This window comes from Brevundimonas sp. GN22 (assembly GCF_054824005.1).
Map to the genome: position 1 here is coordinate 34,216 of NZ_JSYD01000009.1, position 24,994 is coordinate 59,209.

The 24,994-nt window shown below is 61.2% G+C and carries 24 protein-coding genes, 1 tRNA gene and 1 pseudogene; 10 read left to right on the forward strand and 16 right to left on the reverse strand.

What is annotated here, in order from left to right:
• Window positions 1-48: 48 nt before the first annotated feature.
• A complete protein-coding gene (locus OB03_RS01545; RefSeq protein ID WP_242913521.1) occupies window positions 49-1,599 on the reverse strand; it encodes a DEAD/DEAH box helicase in 1,551 nt (516 codons plus the stop codon).
• Window positions 1,600-1,816: 217 nt separating this feature from the next.
• On the opposite strand from OB03_RS01545, the gene OB03_RS01550 reads away from it, so the two are divergent.
• On the forward strand, window positions 1,817-2,197 hold the full coding sequence (locus OB03_RS01550; RefSeq protein ID WP_242913520.1) for a hypothetical protein: 381 nt from the start codon (window positions 1,817-1,819) through the stop codon (window positions 2,195-2,197).
• 4 nt (window positions 2,198-2,201) lie between these two features.
• Here the strand turns inward: OB03_RS01550 and topA are convergent, their stop codons facing one another.
• The 7 genes from topA to OB03_RS01585 all read right to left on the reverse strand — a co-directional run bounded on the left by topA (window position 2,202) and on the right by OB03_RS01585 (window position 10,145).
• Window positions 2,202-4,856 (reverse strand): type I DNA topoisomerase, encoded by a 2,655-nt coding sequence (topA, locus tag OB03_RS01555; protein ID WP_461343009.1) that lies wholly within the window; start codon window positions 4,854-4,856, stop codon window positions 2,202-2,204.
• A gap of 359 nt (window positions 4,857-5,215) precedes the next feature.
• Window positions 5,216-6,304, reverse strand: coding sequence for a DNA-processing protein DprA (dprA, locus tag OB03_RS01560; RefSeq protein WP_461343010.1), 1,089 nt, complete (start codon window positions 6,302-6,304; stop codon window positions 5,216-5,218).
• Window positions 6,301-6,951 carry a glycerol-3-phosphate 1-O-acyltransferase PlsY gene (gene plsY, locus OB03_RS01565; protein ID WP_242913517.1) on the reverse strand — a complete coding sequence of 217 codons (651 nt, stop codon included), beginning with the start codon at window positions 6,949-6,951 and terminating at the stop codon, window positions 6,301-6,303. The genes dprA and plsY overlap by 4 nt, the downstream gene beginning before the upstream one ends.
• A 12-nt stretch (window positions 6,952-6,963) precedes the next feature.
• Window positions 6,964-8,268, reverse strand: a complete 1,305-nt coding sequence (pyrC, locus tag OB03_RS01570) for a dihydroorotase (RefSeq protein ID WP_461343011.1) — start codon at window positions 8,266-8,268, stop codon at window positions 6,964-6,966.
• Entirely contained in the window at window positions 8,269-9,249 is a 981-nt protein-coding gene (locus tag OB03_RS01575) for an aspartate carbamoyltransferase catalytic subunit (RefSeq protein WP_461343012.1), read from the reverse strand.
• A 91-nt stretch (window positions 9,250-9,340) separates the two neighbouring features.
• Window positions 9,341-9,820 carry a Holliday junction resolvase RuvX gene (ruvX, locus tag OB03_RS01580; protein ID WP_242913514.1) on the reverse strand — a complete coding sequence of 160 codons (480 nt, stop codon included), beginning with the start codon at window positions 9,818-9,820 and terminating at the stop codon, window positions 9,341-9,343.
• A gap of 118 nt (window positions 9,821-9,938) precedes the next feature.
• Window positions 9,939-10,145 (reverse strand): hypothetical protein, encoded by a 207-nt coding sequence (locus OB03_RS01585; RefSeq protein WP_461343013.1) that lies wholly within the window; start codon window positions 10,143-10,145, stop codon window positions 9,939-9,941.
• Window positions 10,146-10,324: 179 nt separating this feature from the next.
• Here OB03_RS01585 and gatC point away from each other — a divergent pair, with 179 nt between their 5' ends.
• The 3 genes from gatC to gatB are packed head-to-tail and all read left to right on the forward strand — an operon-like array spanning window position 10,325 to window position 13,592.
• Window positions 10,325-10,612, forward strand: a complete 288-nt coding sequence (gene gatC, locus OB03_RS01590; protein ID WP_242913512.1) for an Asp-tRNA(Asn)/Glu-tRNA(Gln) amidotransferase subunit GatC — start codon at window positions 10,325-10,327, stop codon at window positions 10,610-10,612.
• Between the two features lie 5 nt (window positions 10,613-10,617).
• Window positions 10,618-12,096 (forward strand): Asp-tRNA(Asn)/Glu-tRNA(Gln) amidotransferase subunit GatA, encoded by a 1,479-nt coding sequence (gene gatA / locus OB03_RS01595; RefSeq protein WP_461343014.1) that lies wholly within the window; start codon window positions 10,618-10,620, stop codon window positions 12,094-12,096.
• A 2-nt stretch (window positions 12,097-12,098) separates the two neighbouring features.
• A complete protein-coding gene (gene gatB / locus OB03_RS01600; protein ID WP_461343015.1) occupies window positions 12,099-13,592 on the forward strand; it encodes an Asp-tRNA(Asn)/Glu-tRNA(Gln) amidotransferase subunit GatB in 1,494 nt (497 codons plus the stop codon).
• Window positions 13,593-13,738: 146 nt separating this feature from the next.
• Here the strand turns inward: gatB and OB03_RS01605 are convergent, their stop codons facing one another.
• Window positions 13,739-14,626, reverse strand: a complete 888-nt coding sequence (locus OB03_RS01605; RefSeq protein WP_461343016.1) for an RcnB family protein — start codon at window positions 14,624-14,626, stop codon at window positions 13,739-13,741.
• A 164-nt stretch (window positions 14,627-14,790) separates the two neighbouring features.
• Window positions 14,791-15,333: an RcnB family protein gene (locus OB03_RS01610; RefSeq protein ID WP_242913508.1), complete on the reverse strand. Its 543-nt coding sequence runs from the start codon at window positions 15,331-15,333 to the stop codon at window positions 14,791-14,793.
• 151 nt (window positions 15,334-15,484) lie between these two features.
• Here OB03_RS01610 and OB03_RS01615 point away from each other — a divergent pair, with 151 nt between their 5' ends.
• The 6 genes from OB03_RS01615 (at window position 15,485) to OB03_RS01640 (ending at window position 19,359) form a co-directional block, all read left to right on the forward strand.
• Complete coding sequence (locus tag OB03_RS01615) at window positions 15,485-16,204, forward strand: glutathione S-transferase N-terminal domain-containing protein (RefSeq protein WP_242913507.1); 720 nt, start codon at window positions 15,485-15,487, stop codon at window positions 16,202-16,204.
• A 77-nt stretch (window positions 16,205-16,281) separates the two neighbouring features.
• Entirely contained in the window at window positions 16,282-16,584 is a 303-nt protein-coding gene (locus OB03_RS01620) for a sel1 repeat family protein (RefSeq protein ID WP_242913506.1), read from the forward strand.
• An 86-nt stretch (window positions 16,585-16,670) separates the two neighbouring features.
• Window positions 16,671-16,976: an ETC complex I subunit gene (locus OB03_RS01625; protein WP_242913505.1), complete on the forward strand. Its 306-nt coding sequence runs from the start codon at window positions 16,671-16,673 to the stop codon at window positions 16,974-16,976.
• Between the two features lie 127 nt (window positions 16,977-17,103).
• Window positions 17,104-17,180: transfer RNA gene (locus tag OB03_RS01630), tRNA-Arg, on the forward strand.
• Between the two features lie 31 nt (window positions 17,181-17,211).
• Window positions 17,212-17,745, forward strand: a complete 534-nt coding sequence (locus tag OB03_RS01635) for an SMI1/KNR4 family protein (protein ID WP_461343017.1) — start codon at window positions 17,212-17,214, stop codon at window positions 17,743-17,745.
• 267 nt (window positions 17,746-18,012) lie between these two features.
• Window positions 18,013-19,359, forward strand: coding sequence for a glycosyltransferase (locus tag OB03_RS01640; protein WP_461343018.1), 1,347 nt, complete (start codon window positions 18,013-18,015; stop codon window positions 19,357-19,359).
• On the opposite strand, the gene OB03_RS01645 is transcribed toward OB03_RS01640, so the two are convergent.
• The 6 genes and pseudogenes from OB03_RS01645 to OB03_RS01670 form a co-directional block, all read right to left on the reverse strand.
• A complete protein-coding gene (locus tag OB03_RS01645) occupies window positions 19,356-20,021 on the reverse strand; it encodes an LbetaH domain-containing protein (RefSeq protein WP_242913454.1) in 666 nt (221 codons plus the stop codon). The two genes, OB03_RS01640 and OB03_RS01645, sit on opposite strands and share 4 nt — an antisense overlap.
• Before the next feature lie 267 nt (window positions 20,022-20,288).
• A pseudogene (locus OB03_RS01650) lies at window positions 20,289-23,504 on the reverse strand (efflux RND transporter permease subunit).
• A gap of 9 nt (window positions 23,505-23,513) precedes the next feature.
• Complete coding sequence (locus OB03_RS01655; RefSeq protein WP_345791436.1) at window positions 23,514-23,729, reverse strand: hypothetical protein; 216 nt, start codon at window positions 23,727-23,729, stop codon at window positions 23,514-23,516.
• Between the two features lie 29 nt (window positions 23,730-23,758).
• Complete coding sequence (locus OB03_RS01660; RefSeq protein ID WP_461343019.1) at window positions 23,759-23,914, reverse strand: hypothetical protein; 156 nt, start codon at window positions 23,912-23,914, stop codon at window positions 23,759-23,761.
• A 14-nt stretch (window positions 23,915-23,928) separates the two neighbouring features.
• The gene (locus tag OB03_RS01665; RefSeq protein ID WP_345791435.1) at window positions 23,929-24,510 is read right to left on the reverse strand and encodes an HlyD family efflux transporter periplasmic adaptor subunit; all 582 of its coding nucleotides are present in this window, start codon (window positions 24,508-24,510) and stop codon (window positions 23,929-23,931) included.
• Window positions 24,511-24,644: 134 nt separating this feature from the next.
• The coding region (locus tag OB03_RS01670; protein WP_461343020.1) for a TolC family protein at window positions 24,645-24,994 on the reverse strand (350 nt) is incomplete at its 5' end.

The following is a 24,994-nucleotide window of genomic DNA, read 5'->3' on the forward strand; positions in this document are numbered from 1 at the left end:
TAAGGGAAAACCCGTAACCTGTGTGTTAAGCTAGGCGATAAAAATCACTTAGGCCGGAAATATAACCGGACGGCGCAGGAAGGCGGGGATTTCATCGCCGAATGCCGCGCTGTGGGTCGCAGGACTGGACAACGAGACCTCCGGCGAGTTCGCCTTGCGGTTGTTCCGGTTGCGATTGCGCGACGGCTTTTCGGCGCGAGGCTCGGCGATTGGCTGTTCGGCCGGGGTAGCGATCTCGACCGGAGTAACAACAACTTCGTTAGCCGCCACGGCTTCGGCTTCGGGCTTGCGGCGGGTACGCGAGCGGCGCGAACGGGTACCTTCCGGAGCTTCATCAGCCACAGCGACGACTTCGACGACGTCTTCGATTTCCGTCGGCTTGGCGTCACGCGTACGTTCGCGACGACCACGGCCCGAGCGGCCTTCGCTGCTGCTCCGAGCAGGACGGTCCTTGATCTCGGTGAAGTCGACGTTTTCCAGAACCAGTTCGACCGGGTCCTTCTTGATCAGCTTCAGAACCTTATCCAAAGATTTTTCGTCGGACGGCGTGGTGATCATGAAGGCCTCGCCCGAGCGACCAGCACGACCGGTACGACCGATACGGTGCACATAGTCGTCCGCGTGGTGCGGAACGTCATAGTTGAAGACGTGGCCGACATCCGGAATGTCCAGACCGCGAGCCGCAACATCCGATGCGACCAGCAGTTTCAACTCGCCATTACGGAACTTGGCCAGGGTCTGCATACGCAGGGACTGATCCAGATCACCGTGGATCGGCGCAGCGTCGAAGCCATGAACCGTCAGCGACTTGGCGACGATATCGACGTCGGACTTGCGGTTGCAGAAGACGATGCCGTTCTTGATTTCCGAACGTTCGATCAGCAGGCGTAGCGCCGTGCGCTTGGCCTTGGGATCGCCCACCGGCAGGCGGGTTATGTATTGCGTGATGGTGTCCGCAGTCTGGGCCGGACGCGACACTTCGATGCGCGTCGGGTCCTTCAGGAACTGCTGGGTCAGACGCGTAATCTCCGGCGGCATGGTTGCCGAGAAGAATAGGGTCTGGCGACGCGGCGGCGTCAGTTTGAAGATGCGCTCGATGTCGGGAATGAAGCCCATGTCCAGCATGCGGTCGGCTTCGTCGACGACCATGATCTCGACGCCGGTCAGCAGGATCTTGCCGCGCTCGAACAGGTCCAGCAGACGGCCCGGCGTTGCGATCATCACGTCCACGCCCTTGTTGAGCATGGCAACCTGATCACCCATCGACACACCGCCGATCAGCAGCACCCAGTTCAGGCGGGTACCCTTGGCGTATTTGGCAAAGTTCTCGGCGACTTGATCGGCCAGTTCGCGGGTAGGGCACAGCACGACGGCGCGCGGCATACGGGCGCGGGCACGGCCGGTGGACAGGCGTTCGATCAGGGGCAGGGTGAAGGCAGCGGTCTTACCGGTACCGGTCTGGGCGATACCCAGAACATCGCGGCCTGCCAGGGCCACCGGGATGGCCTGTTCTTGAATAGGGGTTGCTTCGGTGTAGCCGGTTTCGGCGACAGCTTGCAGGATCGTGGGCGAGAGGCCCAGTTTGGAAAACTCGGTCATGTAGTCCTGATTTGGACAGAGGATAGCGTCATCGACGCCTTCTGCTGACGGAGCCGCCCCTCTTGGGCGAGCGGGCGGCGCGCATCGCCAGTCCTGCTCCGAGCATGGGGCGGTATAGGTAAAGCCCTACGACACAGTCAACTTTTTTCGAAATCCGCCAGCGTTTCCCGAACGTAGACATTTGGCGCGATCCCGCGCGGATACGACGGATTGGCCTATGCGGAACCTCTTGTGTCTGGTCGCTGCGCTTGCGCTGGCAACGCCGGTCGTGGCCCGCGACCAAGGTATTTCGGCGACCTTCGGCAATACGATCGTGACGACCTATCGAGATGGCGGTCAGGTCCATCATTGGTTCGATGCCAACGGTCGATACCGCTCGTTCTTTACTGATGGCCGCGAGGTGACCGCGCGCTGGACATTGGAGGGCCGCAAGCTGTGCTTGAACGATATTCGCCCGCGTGTCCTGCTGGGCCGTTTTTGCACTGACTATTTCCCGGCGAAGGTCGGTGACCGATGGTCGGGGCGCGATCCGTTGGGGCGGCGCGTAGAAAACACACTGGTCAGAGGACGGCCGGGGCTGGGTAACAGCCCCGGCTAATCCATCACTCTTCGGCGGCCTTGGCTGCCTTCTTGGCCGGAGCCTTTTTCGCAGCGGGCTTTTTGGCGGCTGCTGGCTTCTTCTCGGCAGTGGCCTTTTTAGCCGCAGGCTTTTTCGCTGCCGGCTTCTTGGCGGCAGCCTTCTTCTTGGGTGCAGCGCCAGCCTTGGCGGCCAGCAGCGGCAGGGCCGCTTCCAGCGTCATATCGTCAGGCTCGGTGCCCTTGGGCAGGGTCGCGTTGACCTTGTTCCACTTGACGTACGGACCATAGCGGCCAGCCATGACCTGAACGGCTGCACCGTCCTCGGGGTGGGCACCAAGTTCCTTCAGCGGTGCCGCAGCGGAACCACGGGCTGCGCGACCGGCGCGCTTCTCGGCAAGCAGAGCGACAGCACGGTTCAGGCCAACCTCGAACACCTCTTCGATGTCCGAGACATTTGCATAGGTACCGTCGTGGGCCACGAACGGACCAAAACGGCCGAGGCTTGCGGTGATCGGCTTGCCGTCTTCAGGGTGTTCACCCACGACACGCGGCAGGCTGAGCAGCTTGAGCGCACGATCCAGATCCAGCGACGCAGGCGACCAGCCCTTGGGCAGGGACGAGCGGCGCGGCTTGGCACCTTCCTCGGCGGCTTCGGTTTCTACGTATGGGCCGAAACGACCGATCTTCAGGTGCACAGGCTTGCCCGTGACCGGATCGACGCCCAGCTCGCGGTCGCCACTTTCAGCGGCACCTTCGGCACCGTCGGGCGACGCGACCGGACGGGTGTATTTGCATTCCGGATAGCGCGAGCAACCGATGAAGGCACCGAAACGGCTGGTCTTCAGGCTGAGCTGGCCCTCGTTACAGACGGGGCACAGTCGCGGGTCTTTGCCATCGCCCTTGTCAGGGAAGATGTGCGCGCCGAGTGCCTCGTTCAGGTGATCGAGGATGGCGGTTGTGCGCAGTTCGCCCGCAGCTTGAGTAGCGGCGTGGAAATCACCCCAGAACGAACGCAGCAGTTCTTTCCAGTTCAAATCGCCAGCAGAAACCTCGTCGAGTTGGCCTTCGAGGGCGGCGGTGAAGTCGTACTCGACCCACTTGGTGAAGAACTGTTCGAGGAAGGCCGTGACCAGACGGCCTTTGTCTTCCGGATAGAAGCGGTTCTTGTCCATGCGGACATATTCGCGGTCGCGCAGAGTGGACAGGATCGACGCATAGGTCGACGGACGGCCGATGCCCAGCTCTTCGAGTTTCTTGACCAGTGTCGCTTCCGAGAAGCGCGGTGGAGGCTCGGTGAAGTGCTGGTCGGTGCGGATGGCCTGAACCTGTGCCTTCGCGCCTTCCTTCAGCGCGGGCAGGCGGCCACCTTCGTCCTCGTCGTCCTCGGCACCCTTTTGCTTCTCGTCGCGGCCTTCTTCATAGGCGGCGATGAAGCCGTCGAAGACAATGACCTGACCCGTAGCGCGCAGGCCGGTCTGACCGTCCGGCGTCTCGATCTCGATGGTGGTGCGGTCCATGCGCGCCGATTCCATCTGGGAGGCGATCATGCGCTTCCAGATCAGTTCGTACAGACGCTTGAGGTCCTGCTCGAGGTTCACGCTGTCCGGATGGCGCAGCATGTTGGTCGGGCGGATGGCTTCGTGCGCCTCTTGGGCGTTTTTGGCCTTCACCTTGTAATAGCGCGGTTCCGACGGGACGTAGGCCGGACCGAAGCGTTGGGTGATGGCCTCACGGGCCTGCGCGATGCCTTCGGGCGTTACGTAAACGCCGTCGGTACGCATGTAGGTGATCAGACCGCCCGTATCGTCGACGCCTTCGTACAGCTTTTGCGCGGCCTGCATGGTGCGCTGGGCGGTGAAGCCGAGCTTGCGGGCAGCTTCTTGCTGAAGCGTCGAGGTGGTGAACGGCGGGGCAGGCGAGCGCTTGGCCGGCTTCTTCTCGACCGACTTGATGGTGAAGTCGCCGTTGTTGATCGCATTGCGGGCAGCCGTCGCCATGGCCTCTGACACGATGTCGAGGCGCTGTACGCGCTTGCCTTCGTGCTTGACCAGACGGGTGGTGAAGGGCGGGCTGTCTGCAGTCAGGTCGGCTTCAACCGACCAGTATTCCTGCGGCTTGAACTTTTCGATTTCCATTTCGCGATCGACGACGATGCGAAGGGCGACCGATTGAACGCGACCGGCCGAGCGTGCGCCCGGCAGCTTGCGCCACAGAACCGGCGACAGGTTGAAGCCCACCAGATAGTCCAGAGCGCGACGGGCGAGGTAAGCCTCGACCAACTCCATATCTAATTGGCGCGGATTGGCCATGGCCTCGAGAACTGCCGATTTGGTGATCGCGTTGAACGTTACGCGCTCGACTTCGGTGTCCTTCAGGGCCTTCTTCTTGTTCAGGACTTCCAGAACGTGCCAGCTGATCGCTTCCCCTTCTCGGTCGGGGTCGGTCGCGAGAATAACGCGGTCAGCCTTCTTGGCTGCCTCCGCGATTTCGGACAAGCGCTTGGTAGCCTTGGCGTCGACTTCCCACGACATGGCGAAGTCCTCATCCGGCAAGACCGAGCCGTCCTTGGACGGCAGGTCACGGATGTGACCGTACGAGGCCAGGACTTTATAGTCCGGACCCAGGTACTTATTGATAGTTTTGGCCTTCGCGGGGCTCTCGACGATAACGAGATTCATGGCGCTCTATTCGGGAAAACGGGGCGCGAACGTGGTGGTGACCGGCCAATATGTCAATGCGCCATGATTTGGCGCTCTATTAACACGTGTGTATTGCAATTTTTTACAACCTTAGATTATACCAACGGTGAAGCTGGGGTTGTGGAGTTGGTCGATGCCGAATTTACGTCGAAGGTCCCCTGATGGCGGCGCTTTAGCGAGTGCAGCGGGTGCGCTGCCTTATGGCGTTTCGCAAATGCGCGAGTACGTCGGGGACATGACGGAGGAGTTGGCTGTCATGGCAAGGGCGCAGGGAGACGAGAAACTGGCCTGTCTCTTGGAGGTTGCTGCCGACGTCGCGCGCAGCCATCAGCCCTGAGCTAGGCGCTGGCGACCAGACCGCCCGGTAGCAGAGAGGCTCGATCTGCCAGACTGAGTTCGAGCAATGCACCCGCAGCGACCGAGGCGCTGATGTTCAAGGCGCGCGCGATCTCGTCGCTAGGTGTGGGAACGGGCGAGAGCAGGGCGGCGACCTGATCGAGCAAATCTGGTGTGCAGTCCTCATTGGCCGGTTCAAAGGACTGGTATGCCGGGGGCTCGAACAGGGTGCGCAGGGTCGTGAAGGCGCGTTCGATGTCCTCGATCCCTTCGCAGAGGATGGCACCTTGGCGTAGCAGGTCGTTGGTTCCGCGTGTGCGCGGATCAAGCGGCGACCCCGGAACAGCGAACACATCTCGCCCTTGTTCGGCGGCCAGCCGCGCGGTGATCAGAGAGCCGGACTTGAGCTCGGCTTCGACCACAACGACGCCACGCGATAGGCCCGAGATGATACGGTTGCGTCGGGGGAAGTCGCGAGCCTGAGCGCGGGCACCCATCGGGCTTTCAGACAGGATGCAGCCTTCGGTGCCGATGCGTGCGTGGAGTTCGGCATTTTCCGGCGGGTAGATGTCATCGATCCCGCCGCCGAGCACCGCGACGGTGCCACTTTCGACCGAGCCGATGTGCGCAGCCGTGTCGATGCCCCGTGCGAGGCCGGATACGACTGTATAGCTGTGTTGGCCGAGGTCCTGCGCGAGACTACGGGCAAACCGGATGGCCCCCGCTGATGCGATCCGAGCCCCGACAATGGCGACGGCTTCGCTGCTCAGCAAATCGACCTTGCCCTTGGCCCACAGAACGGGCGGAGGCGGATCAATGGCAGCAAGGCGAGCCGGATAGGCGGCGTCTCCGAGAACCAAAAGCGTCGCGCCATAGGCTTGGCCGCGTTCCAGTTCCAGTGTTACCTCGTCGACAGTGGGCACGCGATAGGCCGCACGCCCCGTCCGTCGGACCAGTTCGGGCAGACGATCAATAGCTTCGAGGCCTGAGCCAAATCGCTGGAGAAGTTGGGAAAAGGTGACGGGACCGATTTTGTCGGTCCGCGCCAGCCGGAGGCGGGCAATGCGCTCGGCCTCCGGCAGGCCCGTCATGCTTTTTCAGCTCCGGACTTTTTCGCGCCGATGCGCGGTTCCTGTCCCTTGGCGAGACGGGCGATGTTCTCGTGGTGGCGGAACCAGATCAGTACGGCCGAGAAGATCGACAGCAGGAAGATGGGCTTGGGCACATCAACGCCGACTTTGAGCAGCGACAACGCCAGCAGCGGCGTGATCGCAGCTGAAATCAGAGCAGCCAGCGAGGAGATGCGGAACAGCACCGCGCACAAAATCCAGATCGCAGCGGCGGCCAGACCCAGCTGCCAAGTGGCGGCCAGCATCAGGCCGTAGAAGGTAGCGACGCCTTTGCCGCCCTTGAACTTGAGCCACACCGGATACAGGTGGCCGAGGAAGGCGGCACCGCCGGCAAGGGCTGCGGCCAGATCGCTTCCGGTCAGGTGACGGGCCAGCAGTAGCGCAACCGCGCCCTTGCCCGCGTCCAGTAACAGGGTAGCGATCGCCAGATCCTTGCGACCGGTGCGCAGAACGTTCGTTGCACCGATATTGCCCGAGCCGATCTTGCGGACATCACCAGCCCCGAAGGCGCGGGTCAGCAACACCCCGAACGGGATGGAGCCAAGAAGATATCCGGCCAGTGTGACCAGTCCGAGTGTCGCTGCGGCGGGGGCCGCGAGATCCTGCACTTTGATTCGCTCCTATTGGCGTTGATCGTGGACGATGCGGCCCTCGACGAGGGTGAGCAAGACCTTGCCTTGCAGACGGCGTCCATCAAACGGCGAGTTCTTGGATTTGGACTTGAGTGTGGCGGCATCCACGACGATGGGAGCGCCTGCATCGAAAAGCACCAGATCGGCGGGGGCACCCTCGGCAATCGTACCGCTCTCAAGGCCCAACAGGCTGGCCGGACCGTGGGTCAGCGGGCGAAGGACGTCGATCAGTTCGATGCCGTTTTCGTGGTGCAGATTGGTGATCGCCGCCGCCAGCAGGGTCTCAAGACCAACGGCACCCGGTTCAGCTTCGGCAAACGGGCGGCGCTTGTTTTCGGCGGGTTCAGGGCAATGGGCCGAGGTGATCACGTCGATCAGACCGTCACGGACGGCTTCGATCATGGCCTGACGGTCTTCCTCGGTGCGCAGCGGCGGATCGAGGCGATAGAAAGTGCGGTAATCGCCGATGTCGTTTTCGTTGAAGCACAGGTGGTTGATCGACACCGAAGCGGCGACGTCCAACCCGCGCTTGCGGGCGCGGGTCAGGACCTCAAGCGCGCTGTCGGTCGAAATCTGGTCCACGAGGAAGCGGGCACCCGTTTGCTCGACCAGAGCCAGATCGCGCTCCAATTGGATGCGTTCTGCGATGGCAGGCTGGGCAGACAGGCCCAGACGTGTCGACAACTCGCCGGCGGTGGCGACCGTGCCTTCCGACAGCCAAGGCTCGGTCGGGCGGCACGCGATCAGGGCGTTGAACGAAGCCGCATAGCTCATCACCCGCTGAAGCGTGCGCGAGTTCAGGATCACATTGTCGACGTCCGTGAAATACAATGCGCCGGCTTCGTCCATCAGGCCGATTTCGGCCATGCGCTCGCCCTTGCGCCCTTGGGTGGCGGCACCGGCAGCGCGGACGTGCACCAATTCCAAAGCCGCGCCGCGACGCTGAATGTGGTCGATCATGGCCGGATCGTCGACGGCCGGATCAGTATCGGGCTGGATGACGATGGTGGTGACGCCGCCCGCCGCTGCCGACAGGGCTGCCGACTTCAGAGTTTCCTTGGGCTCATTGCCTGGCTCGCCCGTCTTCACGCGAATGTCGATCAGACCCGGTGCAAGGATGCGGCCCATGGCGTCGATGACGTTTGCACCATCGATATCGACAGCGCCGTGGCCGTGCACGACCTGTTTGATTTTGCCGTTCTCGATCACGACCGCACCCTGACCGTCATAGTCGGTCGCAGGGTCGATCAGTCGGGCATTGATAATGGCGGTCTTGGTCATAGCCGAGTTCATTTAGTTGCCTCCCGCGCGGCGGTGGGCGAGGGCGGCCAGAACGGCCATTCGGGCAGCGACGCCCATCTCGACCTGATCCTGAATGAGCGAGACGGACAGGTCGTCTGCCACGTCGGAGTCGATTTCGACGCCGCGGTTCATCGGGCCGGGGTGCATGACCTTGGCGTTGGGATTGGCATAGGCCAGCTTCTCGCGGTCCAGCCCCCAGAAGCGGAAATACTCGCGGGTTGACGGAATGAGCGCGCCAGCCATGCGTTCCAGCTGAAGGCGAAGCATCATAACAACATCAACGCCTTGCAGCCCTTCCTTCATGTCATGGCAAATCTCGACATTCCAGCGCTGGGCGACGCTGGGGATCAGGGTCGGCGGACCGACAAGGCGCACGCGGGCACCCATCATCTGCAACAGGGCGATGTTGGAGCGAGCCACGCGGCTGTGGGTCACGTCGCCACAGATGGCCACCGTCAGGCCGCCCACATCGCCAAAGGTGCGGCGCAGGGTCAGCAGGTCGAGCAGGGCTTGGGTCGGGTGTTCGTGACGCCCATCACCGGCGTTCACAACTGCACAGCCGACCTTCTGCGAGAGTAAGTCCACCGCGCCCGAGGCTGAGTGGCGCACCACAAGGATTTCCGGCTTCATCGCGTTCAGCGTGACGGCGGTGTCGATCAGGGTCTCGCCCTTCTTCACCGAGGAAGAGGCGACAGGCATGGTCACAACATCCGCACCCAGACGCTTTGCGGCGATCTCGAACGAGGAACTGGTGCGGGTCGAGTTCTCGAAGAACAGGTTCACGACCGTCTGGCCGCGCATCACATCGACGCCCTTGGCGCTTTGGCGATTGAAGTCGACGAAGGCGTCGGCCAGATCGAGCAAAGCCATGGCGGCGGGCGGGTTCAGGTCCGCTGCGGCGAGGAAGTGGTCCTTAGGGAACGGCGTCAGCCGCTCCTGAATGATTTCGGTGACTAGTGCGGCTTGGGTCATCGAGTAGCCGCTATAGGCGTGACTCGCGGCCGAGGGAATAGGCGGACGCCATCCTATCGGTGGATGGCGTCACTTCCGGTTTCCGAATGTCTCAGATTTGGCCGTTGGAAATACGGATTTGATCAAGCGCCCCCTGAAGGATCCACGACGCCGCGGTGCGGTCCACGACTTCCGCGCGACGCTTGCGGTTCAGGTCCAACTCTTCGATCAGGAAGCGCTCTACGCCCGCGGTGGACAGGCGTTCGTCCTGAAACGCGACGTTGACAGGGCGCAGGCGTTCCAGGTTTCGAGCAAAGGCACGGCACGACTGGGCCCGAGGGCCCTCAGTGCCGTCCATGTTGAGCGGCAAGCCGATGACAAGCGCCGACACGTCACGGCCCGCCATCAGTTTGAACAGTTCTTCGGCTTCCAACGTGAACTTGCTTTTGCGGATCAGCTTGAGGGGGCTGGCAATCATGCGGCTGCCGTCGGAAACGGCGACGCCGATGGTTTTCTCGCCAAGGTCCAGTCCGATCCACGGGGTGTTCGGAGGGCAGGCGGCGGGTAGGTCTTTTAGGTCATATACAGGCACGGCGATCCCTTACCCTGGTGACGCTGCAATTGCCATTGCCCGATAATCAGCCGGATCGTCGTTGAAGACGTTCGAGACGTAGCCTGATCATCCGGACCATAGCTGAAATCAGGACCAGCTAACCCGCGACATCCAATGCCCAAATCAGTATCAAATCGCCCGAATAGACCCATCGGCTGATCCATCCGAACGCCAGTACGCCGATGGCGATAGTGTTGGACAGGGTGATGGCGCGGCGAGTTGATGCGGGGTCGTCGTCCGCAGGCTTCAACAGGAAATCGTCGAAGCGATAATAGGCGGTCAGCGACAAGCCCGTGATGACCAAGAGAATGACGGCGATTAGCGCTAACGCCTTTCGCTCCTCAAGGATGCAAGATTGAGAGCCTCTAAGGGTCGCTTTTCGTGGGAACCGCTTGTCGAAGCGGCAGCAGGGCGGTAACCCACATATTCAATGTAGGCGCTTCGACTCCCTATCGTCGCGCTACCGGAATTTCGGAGACTTTCATGGCTATCGACGCCGCGACGGTGAGGCGGGTTGCCCACCTCGCACGTATCAAGACCCCCGAGGAACGACTGGAGCCGCTGGCCCAGGAGCTGAACGGCATCCTGAATTGGATCGAGCAGCTGAACGAGGTGGATGTTGACGGTGTTGAGCCGATGACCTCGAACGTGGCCCAGACCCTGCGTCTGCGCGAAGACGAAGTGACCGACGGCGACAAGGTTGCCGACGTGCTGTCGAACGCCCCGAAGGCAACCGACGGCTTCTTCGTCGTGCCGAAGGTCGTGGAGTAAGAGTTATGAGCGACCTGACCAAACTGACGCTGGTTGATGCCGTCGAAGGCCTCAAGACCAAGCAATTCTCGTCGGAAGAAATCACCAAATCCTTCCTGACCCAGATCGAAGCCTCGAACCCGAAGCTTAACGCCTACGTTGAAGTGACGGGCGAAAAGGCTCTGGAACAGGCGCGCGCATCCGACGCCCGTATCGCCAAGGGCGAGGGTGGTGCTCTGGAAGGCGCGCCGCTGGGCATCAAGGACCTGTTCTGCACTGAGGGTGTGCAAACGGCTGCTGGCTCGAACATGCTGCGCGGCTTTGTGCCGCCGTATGAATCGACCGTCACCGCCAACCTGTGGCGCGACGGCGCGGTCATGCTCGGCAAGCTGAACATGGACGAGTTCGCCATGGGCTCGGCCAACGAGACCTCGGCCTTCGGGCCGGTTGTGAACCCGTGGAAAGCCAAGAACGACGACGCGGCTCTGACGCCGGGTGGTTCGTCGGGTGGTTCGGCTTCGGCTGTTGCTGCTGACCTTTGCCTTGCGGCGACCGCATCGGACACTGGCGGCTCGATCCGCCAACCGGCGGCCTTCACCGGCACCGTAGGCATCAAGCCGACCTATGGCCGCGCCAGCCGCTTCGGCATGGTGGCGTTCGCTTCGTCGCTTGACCAGGCTGGCCCGATCACCAAGACGGTCAAGGACTCGGCTCTGCTGCTGAACTCCATGTGCTCGTTCGACGCCAAGGACTCCACCAGCCTCGACGTTCCGACCCCCGACTGGACCCAGTCGGTCGGCCAATCGGTCAAGGGCCTGCGCATCGGCGTTCCGGCTGAATATGTCGTTGACGGCATGCCGGAAGAGATCAAGGCGCTTTGGGCTCAAGGCGTTGAATGGCTTAAGGCTGCGGGCTGCGAGATCGTCGAGATCAGCCTGCCGCACACCAAATACGCTCTGCCGACCTACTACATCGTGGCTCCGGCTGAAGCGTCTTCGAACCTCGCACGCTATGACGGCATGCGTTTCGGCCACCGCGCCGAAGAGTTCTCCTCGCTGGACGACCTGTATGCCGCATCGCGCGCCGAAGGCTTTGGCAAGGAAGTGCAGCGTCGTCTGACCATCGGTGCCTATGTTCTGTCGGCTGGCTTCTATGACGCCTATTACGTCCGCGCCCTGAAGGTGCGCCGCCGTATCGCCGAGGACTTCGACAACGTCTGGGGCAAGGTGGACGCCATCCTGACGCCGTCGACGCCGTCGGCTGCGTTCAAGCTGGGCGACAAGCAGATCGACCCGCTGACCATGTATCTGAACGACGTCTTCACTGTCACGACCAACTTGGCCGGTCTGCCGGGCATTTCGGTTCCGGCAGGTCTGGACTCGAACGGTCTGCCGCTGGGCCTTCAGGTCATCGGCAAGGCACTGGATGAAGATACCGTCTTCAAGGTCGCAGGCGCGATCGAAGACTCCGCTGGCTTCGTTTCCAAGCCGGCTAAGTGGTGGTGAGCATGAGCGCGAACGCAACTGTAATCAAAGGCCGCACCGGCGATTGGGAAATCGTCATGGGCCTGGAAATCCACGCTCAGGTCGCCTCGAAGGCCAAGCTGTTTTCGGGCGCGGCTGTCGGCTTCGGTGCCGGCCCGAACGAGCAGGTTTCGCTGGTGGATGCCGGTTTCCCGGGCATGCTGCCGACCCTGAACAAGTTCTGCGTCGAGCAGGCGGTGAAGTCGGGTCTGGGTCTGCGCGCCCAGATCAACCTGAAGTCCCAATTCGACCGCAAGAACTACTTCTATCCGGACCTTCCGACCGGCTATCAGATCAGCCAGCTCTACCACCCGATCGTGGGTGAGGGCGTCGTCGAGGTTGAGGCCGAAGACGGCACCTTCTTCAACGTCGGCATCGAGCGCCTGCACCTTGAGCAGGACGCCGGCAAGCTGATCCACGACCTGTCGCCGACGGACTCCTACGTCGACCTGAACCGTGCGGGCACCGCCCTCATGGAAATCGTGTCGCGTCCTCACATCCGCTCGCCCGAACAGGCTGTGGCCTATGTGAAGAAGATCCGCACCATCCTGATGTACCTCGGCACCTGTGACGGTGACATGGAGAAGGGCAACCTGCGCGCGGACGTGAACGTGTCGGTTTGCCCGGTCGGCAACTACGACAAGTTCATGGAAACGGGCGACTTTAGCTTCCTCGGCACCCGTTGCGAGATCAAGAACGTCAACTCGTTCCGCTTCATCTCGCAAGCCATCAACTATGAGGCCCGTCGCCAGATCGAGATCGTGGAAGACGGCGGCAAGGTCGATCAGGAAACCCGCCTGTACGACCCCACCAAGGGCGAAACCCGCTCCATGCGTTCGAAGGAAGAAGCGCAAGACTATCGCTACTTCCCCGATCCGGACCTGCTGCCGCTGGTTCTGGAACAGGCATGGGTCGATGACATCAAGGCCAACCTGCCGGAACTGCCGGATGACAAGCGCCGTCGCCTGATGGACCAATATGGTCTGTCGCAATACGACGCCATCGTCCTGATCTCGGAACAGGCCAAGGCTGACTATTTCGAAACCGCTGCCAAGGGGCGCGACGCCAAGCTCGTTGCCAACTGGGTGACGAATGAAGTTTCGGCTCGTCTGGCTGCCGATAACCGTGACTTCAGCGACAACCCGCTTCCGGCAGCTCACGTTGCTGAACTGGTTGAGCTGATCGAAACGGGTGTCATCTCGTCCAAGATCGCCAAGGAAGTGTTCGACTACGTCTGGAAGGGCGAAGGCTCGCCGGCTGAAGTCGTCGAGAAACACGGCCTGAAGCAGGTCACTGACACCGGTGCGATTGAAAAGGCTGTCGACGATCTGATCGCCGCCAACCCTGACAAGGCCGCTGCTGTCGCCGAGAAGCCCCAAGCAATCGGCTGGTTCGTCGGTCAGGTCATGAAGGCCACTGGCGGCAAAGCCAATCCGGCTGCGGTGAATGACATCCTGAAGGCTAAGCTGGGTCTTTGATATTTGGGGGCTACGGCCCCCAAACCCCCGGCTTGTCGCTATCGCTCACCACGCGGTGGCTCGCTGCTTGAGCGACATAGGCGTGGGTATTAAAAAAGCCCCTGGAGCTTTGGCTTCAGGGGCTTTCTTTATGTTCTACGTGAAGTCTACCAGCGCCAAGCGTCGCGGATCACTTCGACGATGTAGCCGTCGTATTCGTCGATCAGGTAGATCGAGTTATCGACATAGACCCAGCGCGTGCCCACAGGGGGATAGCCGAGGCCGTAGGTGCGATAGTCGTTGACCTGATAGCGCCAGAAAACGTCCGGCAGGTACTGACCGACCTGCCAGTGGCGGTTCCAGTAGGAGCGCGGGACGCTATAGTAGCCATAGCCCGGTGCGAAGTAGAACCCGACGCGCATGCCGCTCCAGCTACGGAAGCGGTTGTCGTTACGCCACCAGTCCGAGCGGCGGTCGCGGTTGAAGTCACGACGCCATTGATCGGAATTCCAACGACGCTGGAAGTCGCGATAGTTGTCGCGGCGGTCCTGACGGTTGGCCCGCGGACGGTTGTTGTTACTGTCCCAGCGACGGGTGTCGTTGCGCCTGTCACGATCACGATCCCGATCGCGCTGATCGGGGCGGACACCGTTGGCGCGATCCAGTTGGCGCTGGGCTTCCTCTACGCGACGCTGGACCGGGCTTTGGTTACGACGGTCCTGCCCGCGATATTCGGGACGCTGTCCGCTGCGGTCCTCGGTGCGATACTGCGGGCGCGAGTTGTTGCGCTGATCCGGAGTACGCGCTTCGGGACTGCGCTGCGGTTGCGGGCGCTGTTCCTGAGAGCGTTGTTCCTGGCGGCGAGGCTCCTGACGACGCGACTCTTCGCGACGCGGCTCCGAGCGTTGCTCGCGTGCGGTGTCGCGGTCCAGCTGACGCTGGGCGCGTTCGACACGGCGCTGAACAGCGCTGTCCTGCGCTGTAGCCACAACCGGGGTTGCCAGCGGTAGCAGCATGCTGGTGATTGCGGTGAAGGTAAGCAGGGTACGTTTCATGTTGGGACCTCGCCCGTTTATTACGCCCTCAGAATGAACTCCGTCACATGAACTGTGACTGAATGGAGCGTTCAACTAACAAAGTTCATTCCAGATAAGAAAATGCCCCCGACGCGAGAGGCTGTCGGGGGCAAGTTTAGCTCGATGACTAGAAAGAGCCTGACTTAATAGATGCCGCTCAGGACACTGGTGATCAGGCCCGTAGCAATAGCAATCATCACAATGTCGTTGCCGGCATGGACGTAGCGGTAGCCGCGCGGTGCCGGACGCAGGCCGTAGAAGTACGGGTCGCGAACTTCATAGCTGCGATAAGCTGCCGGCAGGTAGGCACCGGTGCGCCAGCGATAGTTATAGTAGCGCGGTTCTACACGGTAATAGCCGCGGCCCGGTGCATACCAATAGCCGTTGCGCGCACCGCGATAGTCACGGAACTCGGGACGACCACGCCACCAGTCACGGTTCCCGCGTTCCCAGCGGGCCGGACCCGATACATGCGGGCGACCCTGCGGACGAACGTGCTGCGGACCCGGGCGATCATTGGGACGCATGTCACGGCCCGGACCGCGATCTCGGTCGCCCCGACGATCACCGCGTTCATAGCGACGATCATCACCACGATGGTGGCGGTCTTGAGCTTGCGCCAGCACAGGGGCGGCGGTCGTTGCCAGCGCCAAAGCGGCGATTGCGGCCTTAGTTGCGAACTTCATAGTCGCCTCCAAAGTTGAATCCTGTCTGACGCAACTCATGAGCCTTGCTGCCTGAACCGAAACTGAACTGTGCAGTCAGTATTTGGCAGGTCTTGTTCATATTCGTGCCTGTGGCATGACTGTTTGAACGCTAAAGGTGAGGGAGTATCGAATGTCTGCCCCAATCGAACTGTGGTTCTGGCCAACGCCGAACGGGATAAAAATCAGCATCGCGCTGGAAGAAATGGGTCTTCCTTACGAGGTTAAGCCCATCAACATCGGCACCGGTGAGCAGTTCGCAGCCGCGTTTCAGGCCCTGAGCCCGAACGGTCGCATGCCTGCCATCGTCGACTCTGATGGACCCGATGGCAAACCGCTCAGCATTTTCGAATCCGGCGCAATACTCCAATATCTGGGTCGCAAATCCGGTCAGTTTTACCCGTCCGAAGAGCGCGCACGGGTCGAGGTTGATCAGTGGTTATTCTGGCAGATGGCGGGGCTGGGGCCCATGGCCGGTCAAACACATCACTTCCGCCAATACGCACCCGCTATGATCCGCGACCAGCGGCAGCTGGCATATGGCGTCAATCGCTACACCAACGAAACGCACCGCCTGTACGGCGTGATGGATCGCCGCTTGTCTGATCGGGATTATCTGGCGGGGGAGTATTCCATAGCCGACATGGCCTGCTGGCCCTGGGTCATCCCGAGCCTTCAGGGTCAGAGCTTCGATGACTTCCCTAATTTGAAAGCCTGGCATGAACGGGTAGGGACGCGTCCCGCTGTTCAGAAGGGGAAGATCGTTGGTGCAGAACTCCGTCGGGATATCACCAATAACGGCAAAGATGCCGAAGCAGCGCGTCGCGTTCTATTTGGCCAGCGTAGCCGTTAACCAAAATTTCAAACCGCTGTTATTTGAATGCATCCAACGAGGTCGGGACAGAAGGTCCCACTTATGAGGATGTGACTATGATTAGTGTTCAAGATACGGCCGCTGATCTGTCTGGCGACCAACTGCCGCTGCCGACGCCCGATATGGATGGCGAGGCCTTGTTTAAACTGGGTCTTGCCTATTCATCCGGACAGGATGGGTGCCCGCTCGATCGTGTGTCGGCCCATATGATCTTCAATCTGGCCGCTATGAAGGGCTCGGTCGAAGCGCGGGAATACCGCAAGGAAATGAGCGCAGAGATGGGCAGCGAGGAGTTGGCAGAGGCTCAACGGGCCGCCCGCCGATGGATCGACACTGCTCCGGCACATGTCGCGGCCTGATTGGACGTATTCGGCGCAGCAAAGTCTGGACCCGACGGGCAGGGGAGGCTATGGACCCTCACGACTGTTTGTTGAGGATTTCGCCCATGCTCGCCCGCATCTATCGCCCGGCCAAGACCGCTATGCAGTCCGGCAAGGCCAAGTCGCGCGATTGGCGTCTTGAGTTCGAACCGGCGACGGCCCGTTTCAACGACCCGCTGATGGGTTGGAGCGGCACGACCGACATGAATGGCCAAGTGCGCCTGACCTTCGAAACCAAGGAAGACGCTGTGGCCTATGCCGAGCGTCACGGCATCGCCTTCCGCCTGCATGAGCCGAACGAAGCCCCGGTGATCATCAAGGCTTACGCTGACAACTTTGCGACCAACCGCAAGGTCTCCTGGACCCACTAAGTCCGACGGCAATGTTGCGAAAAGGCCAGCCATTCATTTGGCTGGCCTTTTGCATGTCCAGAATGCCACTGACATCTTGTCGAAAATCGCGAACCCCCTTACCAGTTCGCCGCACCCAAACTGCCAAGCGCCCTTAGCTCAACCGGATAGAGCACCCGCCTTCTAAGCGGACGGTTGCAGGTTCGAGTCCTGCAGGGCGCGCCAGGGTCTGCCTTACTGCGGGGCATCTAAGTGCATGACTAAGATACTCTGGACATCGGGCTATACGGCGGCGGAGCTCGAAAGGGCGCAGACGCGGTTTCGTATTAGCTTCCCGCCGGATTTGGTCGAACTTTTGCGGAATCGGCGTCCGGTCGAGGGGCCGGACTGGAATGACGAGCAAGAGGTTGTGTCCTCATTGGCTTGGCCATTTGAGGGTCTGCTGATCGATGTTGAGAAGAAAGGCTTGTGGTGGCCTGAATGGGGAGATCGCCCAACCGAGGTCACAGATCGCGAGGACGTACTTCGAGCGGTTGTCAGCAAAGCACCGAAACTCATTCCGATCTTGGCGCACCGATACTTGCCCGCGACCCCGAACGTGGCGGGCAACCCGATCTTCTCGGTCTATGGGTCTGATACCATTCACTATGGTGCCAATCTGGCGGACTATTTCGACAGAGAAGAGAACAGACGGGACGAGCAGCCTTGGACAGAGCTTCGCGAGATTGACTTCTGGTCGGAGCTCGTACGGCGCAATGGCAGCTATGACGATCCGGAAGTCTATGACTAGCGGTCGGCCTTAGACATCGGACCGTAATCTGTGTTCACTAAACACAGCGTATTTTGGCGATAACTGCGTAGATTTGAAGCATGTCCACGAGATCGGTATTTCAAGTAGACGTGCTGATATAGTAGATATCGGCGTCGGCCTAAAAGACGAAGTGCAGTTGTTTTAATACTTTAGATAGATTTGATTTCAATAAATCAAGTTTGGGTAGCATTTAACGCGCGCTCTTTCGGCTGATCTTATGCAAAGTCGTTTGGAGCCTAATCCAAGTTGTCGAGTTCCGCCGTTGTCTGTCGCGCTTCAGTTGTAATTTCGGTTTACGAGAACGAGCGATGGATTGCTCAGCAGATCGAGAGCTTGCTGGAGCAATGGCGTCCGGACATCGACCTCGTCATCATTGACGACGGATCCAGTGATCGCAGCCTCCAAGTCGCGCTGGATGCAATCGCCACGCGGCCGGACGTGTCGGCTGTCGTCGTGCGTAACGACCGACGCTCGGGGCTGGCCGTCATACAGCAAGTTCTGCCGCTGTCGAAAGCTGAGATCATCATTCAGGCCGACAGCGACGACGTTTCGTTGCCCGGTCGACTTGATGCGATCCTGTCCCGTTTCGACGCCGATCCAGAGTGCAAGCTGGTGACGTCCAACGCCCTGCGCACATCGATGGAAGGCCTTCCGATAGCGATCGAGGACGTAGAACACGATGATTGCATCCTCAAAGATCCCTTCGACGCGGTGTCCAAAATCTTTGACGTGCGCTGGATCGGTGCGACGTCCGCATTCCATCGTAGTCTGATTGAAGACTTCCCGCTGGACACCGTGCTTTGCCCCTATGGGCTGGACCTTATTCTGGGCCCGCGGGCGAGCCTTGTCGGGACGCATCACTACATCTGCGAACCGTTGATCGAGTGGCGCCAGCACCCACGAAATACCCACCGCGTCGAAGGTGCCCTGAGCACAAATAATGCCGTCAAGGACCGCTATCTCTATCTGGAACTGGCGGCGTGGGCCCAGCGCGTGCGCGATATCGAACATCTGCTGTCGACGGCATCTGCCTCTGCGGTGCCGGAGGGACTGCTCGAGTTTGCGCGTGCAAAGTTCATGCATCAGTTCGCTGAGTGGAGCTTGCTGCACAACGAGGTCATCTCGAGTGGAGGTCAGACTGCGCCGACGTTGGGCGGTGCAACCGCGATCTCCGTGCCGCCCATCGTCACGATCGCAGCAAATACGACCCGCTATTTCGGCGCGTCGGATGTTCTGGGCAATGCAGCAGGGCAGTGGGCCGGCATTTTCCCTCCTGAAGACGACTGGAACTGGACCGGACGTCGCGGCCTGTTGGTGTTCAGAGCACCTGGTGCCCGTACTATCCGCGTGACGTTGTCGGGTTTGTTGTTCCTTGGCGAGCAGAGCGTGTCGCTGAGGATCGGGGGCGGGGATTGGGTCTCCGCTACATTGTCCGGCGGGATCAGCACGGTGACATTGAACATCGAGCCGACCCATGAACCGATCACGCTGAGGATCGAAGCCCCTTCAGCAGTGCGACCGTCGCAAGCGGGTTATAACGAAGACAACCGCTGCCTCGGTGTCTGCCTCCGCTCGATCGAAGCAATTACCTAAGAATAGTGGTTCAGGATGTAGCGGGTCGACGCCGTCGGTACGGCCAAAGTGCCGTCCGGCATGTCCTCGCGTATGACGGTGTTGGGGGCGATCCGGCAGTTGTTCCCGATCTTGAGGCCCGCTTCGATGCGTGCGCCCATGCTGATGATGCAGTTCTCCCCAATGTGGGTGTCGCTGGCGACCGTGGCACCGGGCAGGACGTTGGTGTGGTCGCCGATCGTAACCCTCGCTCCCAGAACAACACCCGGCATAATCGAGGCGTGACGGCCGATGGTGGCATCAGCGCATGTGGCGAAGGGGGCGATGAACGTGCCTTCGCCAACCTCGGCATAGGGCGATACCGCGGCCCGATGATCTATATAGGATGTCCAGATCACGCGTCGCAGCGGCGGGCGTAGGATCAGGCTGGCTCGGGCCGCGGGATCAGCGACCGTGATGATGGCTCGCCATTCGGGACCTTCGTAGGTGTCGATGGGTTGGACGGTATGGCCGTGGACAATGGCCCCCGCACGATCATCCAGAATGGCAGAGACGATGACCCCAGCGTCGTTCAAGACGCCCAGAAGGTTGTTCGCATTGCGCCCCCCGCCGACCAGTACGATCCGTTTAGCAGAGGATCGGAGGGCATCGCGGTGTTCGTCGCTAAAGGTCAGGGCGTCCATAAAAAGCCGATTATCCAACTGGCACATGTGGGGTCGGCAAACGCGTCGCCACCGTCACGAAAACCAGAGGTTTATAATCGTGATTTTAGGAACGGTGTAGCTTAATGCGCTGGTTTTTAGGTAAATTCTCCGCATTAAGCCTGTCGCGTGGACAAGGGGTAACGCCACTTTCTCGCCGTGCGTGCGCTCTCGTTTGGCAATGCAATTTTGGGGTGTGTCGAGTGCGCTCGGCCACCGCCGCGATGGGGCGATGGCCGAACTTGCCGGTCAGTCCTCGGTCAATTCGGATCGCCGCTTCATTGTGCGTGCGGCGAATGTGGGCAGCACGAGCAGGGTGAGGGCAGTGGCCGTGATAAGGCCGCCAATGACAACGGTCGCGAGCGGCTTTTGAACCTCTGCACCAGCACCCGACGCGATGGCCATGGGGATGAAGCCAACAATCGCCACCAGCGCCGTTGTTAAAACGGCCCGCAGGCGACTGAAGGCACCATAGAGCGCGGCATCAGGCGGGGTGTGACCGCTCTGCAAGCGCTCGCGAATGGCCTGCATCAGCACCAGTCCGTTAAGTGTGGCCACCCCTGATACAGCGATGAAGCCAACGGCGGCTGACACCGAGAACGGCATCCCTCTCAGCAACAGGGTAAATGCGCCACCGACAAGGGCCAACGGCACACAGGCAAACACCAGTCCCGCCTCCGCTATCGAACCCAGCGCGACAAACAGGATGATACCGATCAGGACCAGCACTACAGGGATCACCAGCCCCAGTCGCTGTTCGGCGCGTTTCAGGTTTTCGAATTGGCCACCCCATTTCAGCGAGTAGCCTGTCGGCAGTTGGACGTCCTTCGCGACCCGTTTCTGCGCGTCGGTGACGAACCCGCCCAGGTCGCGACCGCGGACATTGGCCTGAACAACCATGCGGCGGCTGCCGTCGTTGCGGATTATCTGGTTCTGGCCTCCCTTCACCTGAATACGCGCCACCGTGGATAGCGGGATGGTGACGCCGTTGGCCGTGGTGATCGGAATGGCGGCCAGCGCAGCCGGATCGTTGCGCTCTTCATCGTTCAGTCGCACGACGACGTTGAAGCTGCGGTCGCCTTCGAAGATTTGGCCCGCTTCGGTACCGCCGATGGCCGTGGACACGGCATCGGACACATCCCCCGCCGACAGGCTAAAGCTGGCGGCTGCAAAGCGGTCGATAGCAACCGTCAGAGTGGGCAGGCCCGATACCTGTTCTACCCGAAAATCCGCCGCGCCAGTGGTTGCGCGTAGGGCGTTGGCAACCTGATCGGCGGCGGCCTGAAGCTGGGTGAAGTCGTCGCCATAGACCATGACGGCCAGATCGGTGCGCACGCCGGAGATCAGCTCGTTGAAGCGCAACTCGATAGGTTGGCTAAACTCGAAGCTGTTGCCCAGTTGGCGTGATGCAACCTCTTCAAAGCGAGCGATCAGTTCCTCTTTCGGTAGCTTCGGATTAGGCCATTCTTTTCTAGGTTTGAGGATGATAACCGCGTCGGAGATGTTGGGCGGCATGGGGTCAACGGCTGCTTCGGCAGTGCCGGTCCGCGAAAAGATGGTTTTCACCTCCGGCTGTGCCTTTATGGCGCGCTCCAGTGCCATTTGCATGGCCAACGACTGATCAAGCGAGGCCGATGGGACGCGAAGCGCCTGCATGGCTACGTCGCCTTCATCCAGCGTCGGGATGAACTCGCGTCCAAGCGACATGAACGCCAGTGTACCCGCCAACAGCATGGCGCAGGCCGAGATGATCACGATCTTCGGGCTGTCGACCGCGCGGCGGATCGCAGGCTCGATCCAGCGGCGAGCAAAGCGGAGGATGGCCGTTTCATGCTCGTGCGCGTGACCGTTTTCGTCGACTTCCACCTTCTTCGGATCCCGCACCAAAAGCGCGGTCATGGCTGGCACAAAGGTGAAGGAGAAGATGAACGCACCCACCAGCGCCAGCATGACCGTCGCACCCATGGGGATGAAGGTTTTACCCTCGACGCCTCCCAGCAGAAGGAGCGGTGTGAACACTAACAGGATGATGAGCTGTCCAAAAGCGGCAGGCTTGATCATCTGTTTGGCGGCCTGTCCGGCCACGTTCAGGCGTTCCGAGCGCGTCAGGGCGCGCCCCAGATCGGCCCGGCGCTGGCTGAGCATCAGCAGGGTGTTCTCGACCACAACCACAGCACCATCGACCAGAAGGCCGAAATCCAAAGCGCCAAGGCTCATCAGATTACCGCTGATGCCAAAGCGGTTCATGCCCACGACCGCGAACAGGAAGCTGATCGGGATCATCAAGGCCGTGATCTTTGCGGCGCGTATGTTCCCCAGCAACAGGAACAGCACCACGATCACCAGCAGCGCGCCTTCAGTCAGGTTCTTGGCTACCGTCTTGATGGTCGAGTTCACCAGCGCACTGCGGTTCAGGACGGGTTCTGCGACGATATCCGGCGGGAGGGTTGCGTTGACTTCCTCCAGCCGTCCGGCTGCGTTTTGGGCGGCCGTGCGGCTGTTCTCGCCCGCCAGCATCAGCCGTGCCAACAACGGTTTCGTGCCCGTCACGACTGGCGGCTCCTAGGCGCGTGGACTGCCCGATCTCGACAGTTGCGACGTCGGTGACCCGAACGACAAGGCCATTGCGATTGACCACAGGCGCTTGTGCTAGATCTTCGACGGACTGGGCCAATGCGTCGGTACGAACAGTCAATGCCTCGCCCGAGCGCTGGATGTACCCCGCACCCGATTGGGTGTTGGCGCGGTCCAGCGCTTCGACCAGCTGGGCCAGGCTGATGCCATAGGCCGACAGCTTGGGGGCATCGGGACGGACAGCATATTCCTTCACATCGCCGCCGTTGACGTCCACGCCTGCCAGCCCTTTGGCCGTGCGCATACGCGGCGCGACGGTCCAGTCCTGCACGGTTCGCAGATAGGTCGAGCGTGCGCGCGGCGTGGTCAGGCGTTCACCTTCGGGCGTCAGATAGCTTCCGTCCGGTTGCCAGCCCGCTTTTCCGGCTTTGGCCTTGCTCGCGTCGAAGGGTTTGAAATCGACCGTCCACATAGGACTTCGCCGAGCCCCGTCGTGATCGGAGCCAGCGCAGGCTCGACGCCATCGGGCAAACGCTCTCGAGCCTGCGCCATACGTTCGGCCACCTGCTGGCGGGCGAAGTAGATGTCGGTCGCGTCGGTGAAAATGACCGTGACCTGACTGAACCCGTTTCTGGTCAGTGATCGCGTGCTTTCCAGCCCAGGAATACCCGCCATGGCGGTTTCCAGTGGATAGGTGACCTGTCGCTCCATCTGCTCGGGTGCGAGGGCAGGGGCTACGGTGTTGATCTGTACCTGACGGTTGGTGATGTCAGGCACGGCATCGATAGGCAGTTTCGTTAGCTGGAACAAACCCCAGAAGGTGAACAAAACGGTCGCCAGAATGACGAACCAGCGAAAGCGGACAGAAGCCGAAATGATTTTACTGAACATAGGGCGTCCTCAGTGACCGTGCTCGGCTTCGCCGCGGGCCATTTCGGCCTTAAGCAGGAAGGCGTTGGTCGAGGCGACGAGTTCTGTGCCGGAAAGACCGCGCAGAATTTGCGTCTGTCCGGCGGCTGCCGTGCCGACGAGAACGGAATGGGCACGGAAGCCTGTGGTCGTCTTGACGAAGACGACAGTCGCACCATCGACGGTTTGAATGGCGCTGGATGGCACCGAGACTCCGCCTCCTTCATTGCCGCCCGTTACGACGAATGCCGTGACCGTTGAACCGGCGGGGTGTTTGTGCCCAGTGGCTGTGCCCTGACGACAGTTGCGCCGCTGTTTTGCAGATCTGCGCCTACGGCTACGCCGACGATGCGGGCATCAAACTCGCCTTGAGGGCCGATTACCTTGATCACGGTTCCGGACTTGATCAGGTGCGCCACTGCGGGCGGCGCGTTAACACCAACTCGACTCTGTTCGGATTGGTGACTTCGGCCAGCACGGTGCCTTGGGTGACGAAGCCACCGGGGCCGACTTGCACGTTGGTGATCACCCCGGAAATCGGGCTGACGATTGACGCACGTCCGCTGGCGCTTGGCGATCCGGCTGCGGAAGCCCGAGCGGTGTCGGCTTTTAGCGCGGCACCTTCGCCACTGACGACCGTAGCAATCGGCTGGCCAGCACGAACCGCCTGACCGGGCGCGACCAACAGGCGCTCAACCGCCCCCGAGAGATTGGCCGTGATCGCCGCCTTGGCGTCGGTCATCGGCTGAACACGACCGGACAGGCGTGTCTCTGCGCCGCCACCCGATTTCACGGCGACAACCTCGATTCCCGCTGCTGTGATCTGCTGAGCGGACAGCTCGATCGCGCCATCATCGGCTTGCGGCTCTTCCTCGGCCAGCGCGGATGCAGGCCGTGGTTCTGCCTTGGCGGTATCGGGTTGGGAACGTTGGCCAATGACGAAGCCGCCAGCAGCCATAACAAGGGCGATGGCGGCAGCACCTGCCACAAGCCCGGTTCGGCAACAGTTTCTGTTTCATCACAGATTTCCTTGGAACGGGGCGCGACCCTCGAGACGCGCGAGGTCAATTTCAGCCCGTACCCCGGCCAGTCGGGCATCCACCGACGCCGAGCGCGCAGAGATCAGCGCCGTGCGGGAGGCCCGCAGTTCAAGTTGCGAGATACGCCCAGCCTCACTGCCGATCCGCGCGAGCCGATAGGCTTCTTCGGCCGCGTTACGCCTGCATCGGCTGCGGCGATGCGATTGGTCGAGGACGACAACCGCGCAACCGCACCTCGGCGCTCGGCCATGGCGTCCTGACGCGCGGACAGGACGCGAGCCTCAGCCGCAGTTTGCTCGGCACGGGCGGCATCGATGTTGCCACGGTTTCGGTCAAACAACGGCAAGGACACGCTTAACCCAACGGTCAGCGCGGTTTCGTTCTCAAGCCCATAGCGCGTGACGCCAGCGCTTGCTGTGACGTCAAGGCGGG

Coding starts and splice junctions, on each gene's coding strand:
- OB03_RS01545 (WP_242913521.1), bottom strand. CDS start 1,599: ATGACCGAGTTTTCCAAACTGGGCCTCTCGCCCACGATCCTGCAAGCT.
- OB03_RS01550 (WP_242913520.1), top strand. CDS start 1,817: ATGCGGAACCTCTTGTGTCTGGTCGCTGCGCTTGCGCTGGCAACGCCG.
- topA (WP_461343009.1), bottom strand. CDS start 4,856: ATGAATCTCGTTATCGTCGAGAGCCCCGCGAAGGCCAAAACTATCAAT.
- dprA (WP_461343010.1), bottom strand. CDS start 6,304: ATGACGGGCCTGCCGGAGGCCGAGCGCATTGCCCGCCTCCGGCTGGCG.
- pyrC (WP_461343011.1), bottom strand. CDS start 8,268: ATGAACTCGGCTATGACCAAGACCGCCATTATCAATGCCCGACTGATC.
- OB03_RS01575 (WP_461343012.1), bottom strand. CDS start 9,249: ATGACCCAAGCCGCACTAGTCACCGAAATCATTCAGGAGCGGCTGACG.
- gatC (WP_242913512.1), top strand. CDS start 10,325: ATGGCTATCGACGCCGCGACGGTGAGGCGGGTTGCCCACCTCGCACGT.
- gatA (WP_461343014.1), top strand. CDS start 10,618: ATGAGCGACCTGACCAAACTGACGCTGGTTGATGCCGTCGAAGGCCTC.
- gatB (WP_461343015.1), top strand. CDS start 12,099: ATGAGCGCGAACGCAACTGTAATCAAAGGCCGCACCGGCGATTGGGAA.
- OB03_RS01605 (WP_461343016.1), bottom strand. CDS start 14,626: ATGAAACGTACCCTGCTTACCTTCACCGCAATCACCAGCATGCTGCTA.
- OB03_RS01610 (WP_242913508.1), bottom strand. CDS start 15,333: ATGAAGTTCGCAACTAAGGCCGCAATCGCCGCTTTGGCGCTGGCAACG.
- OB03_RS01615 (WP_242913507.1), top strand. CDS start 15,485: ATGTCTGCCCCAATCGAACTGTGGTTCTGGCCAACGCCGAACGGGATA.
- OB03_RS01620 (WP_242913506.1), top strand. CDS start 16,282: ATGATTAGTGTTCAAGATACGGCCGCTGATCTGTCTGGCGACCAACTG.
- OB03_RS01625 (WP_242913505.1), top strand. CDS start 16,671: ATGCTCGCCCGCATCTATCGCCCGGCCAAGACCGCTATGCAGTCCGGC.
- OB03_RS01635 (WP_461343017.1), top strand. CDS start 17,212: ATGACTAAGATACTCTGGACATCGGGCTATACGGCGGCGGAGCTCGAA.
- OB03_RS01645 (WP_242913454.1), bottom strand. CDS start 20,021: ATGGACGCCCTGACCTTTAGCGACGAACACCGCGATGCCCTCCGATCC.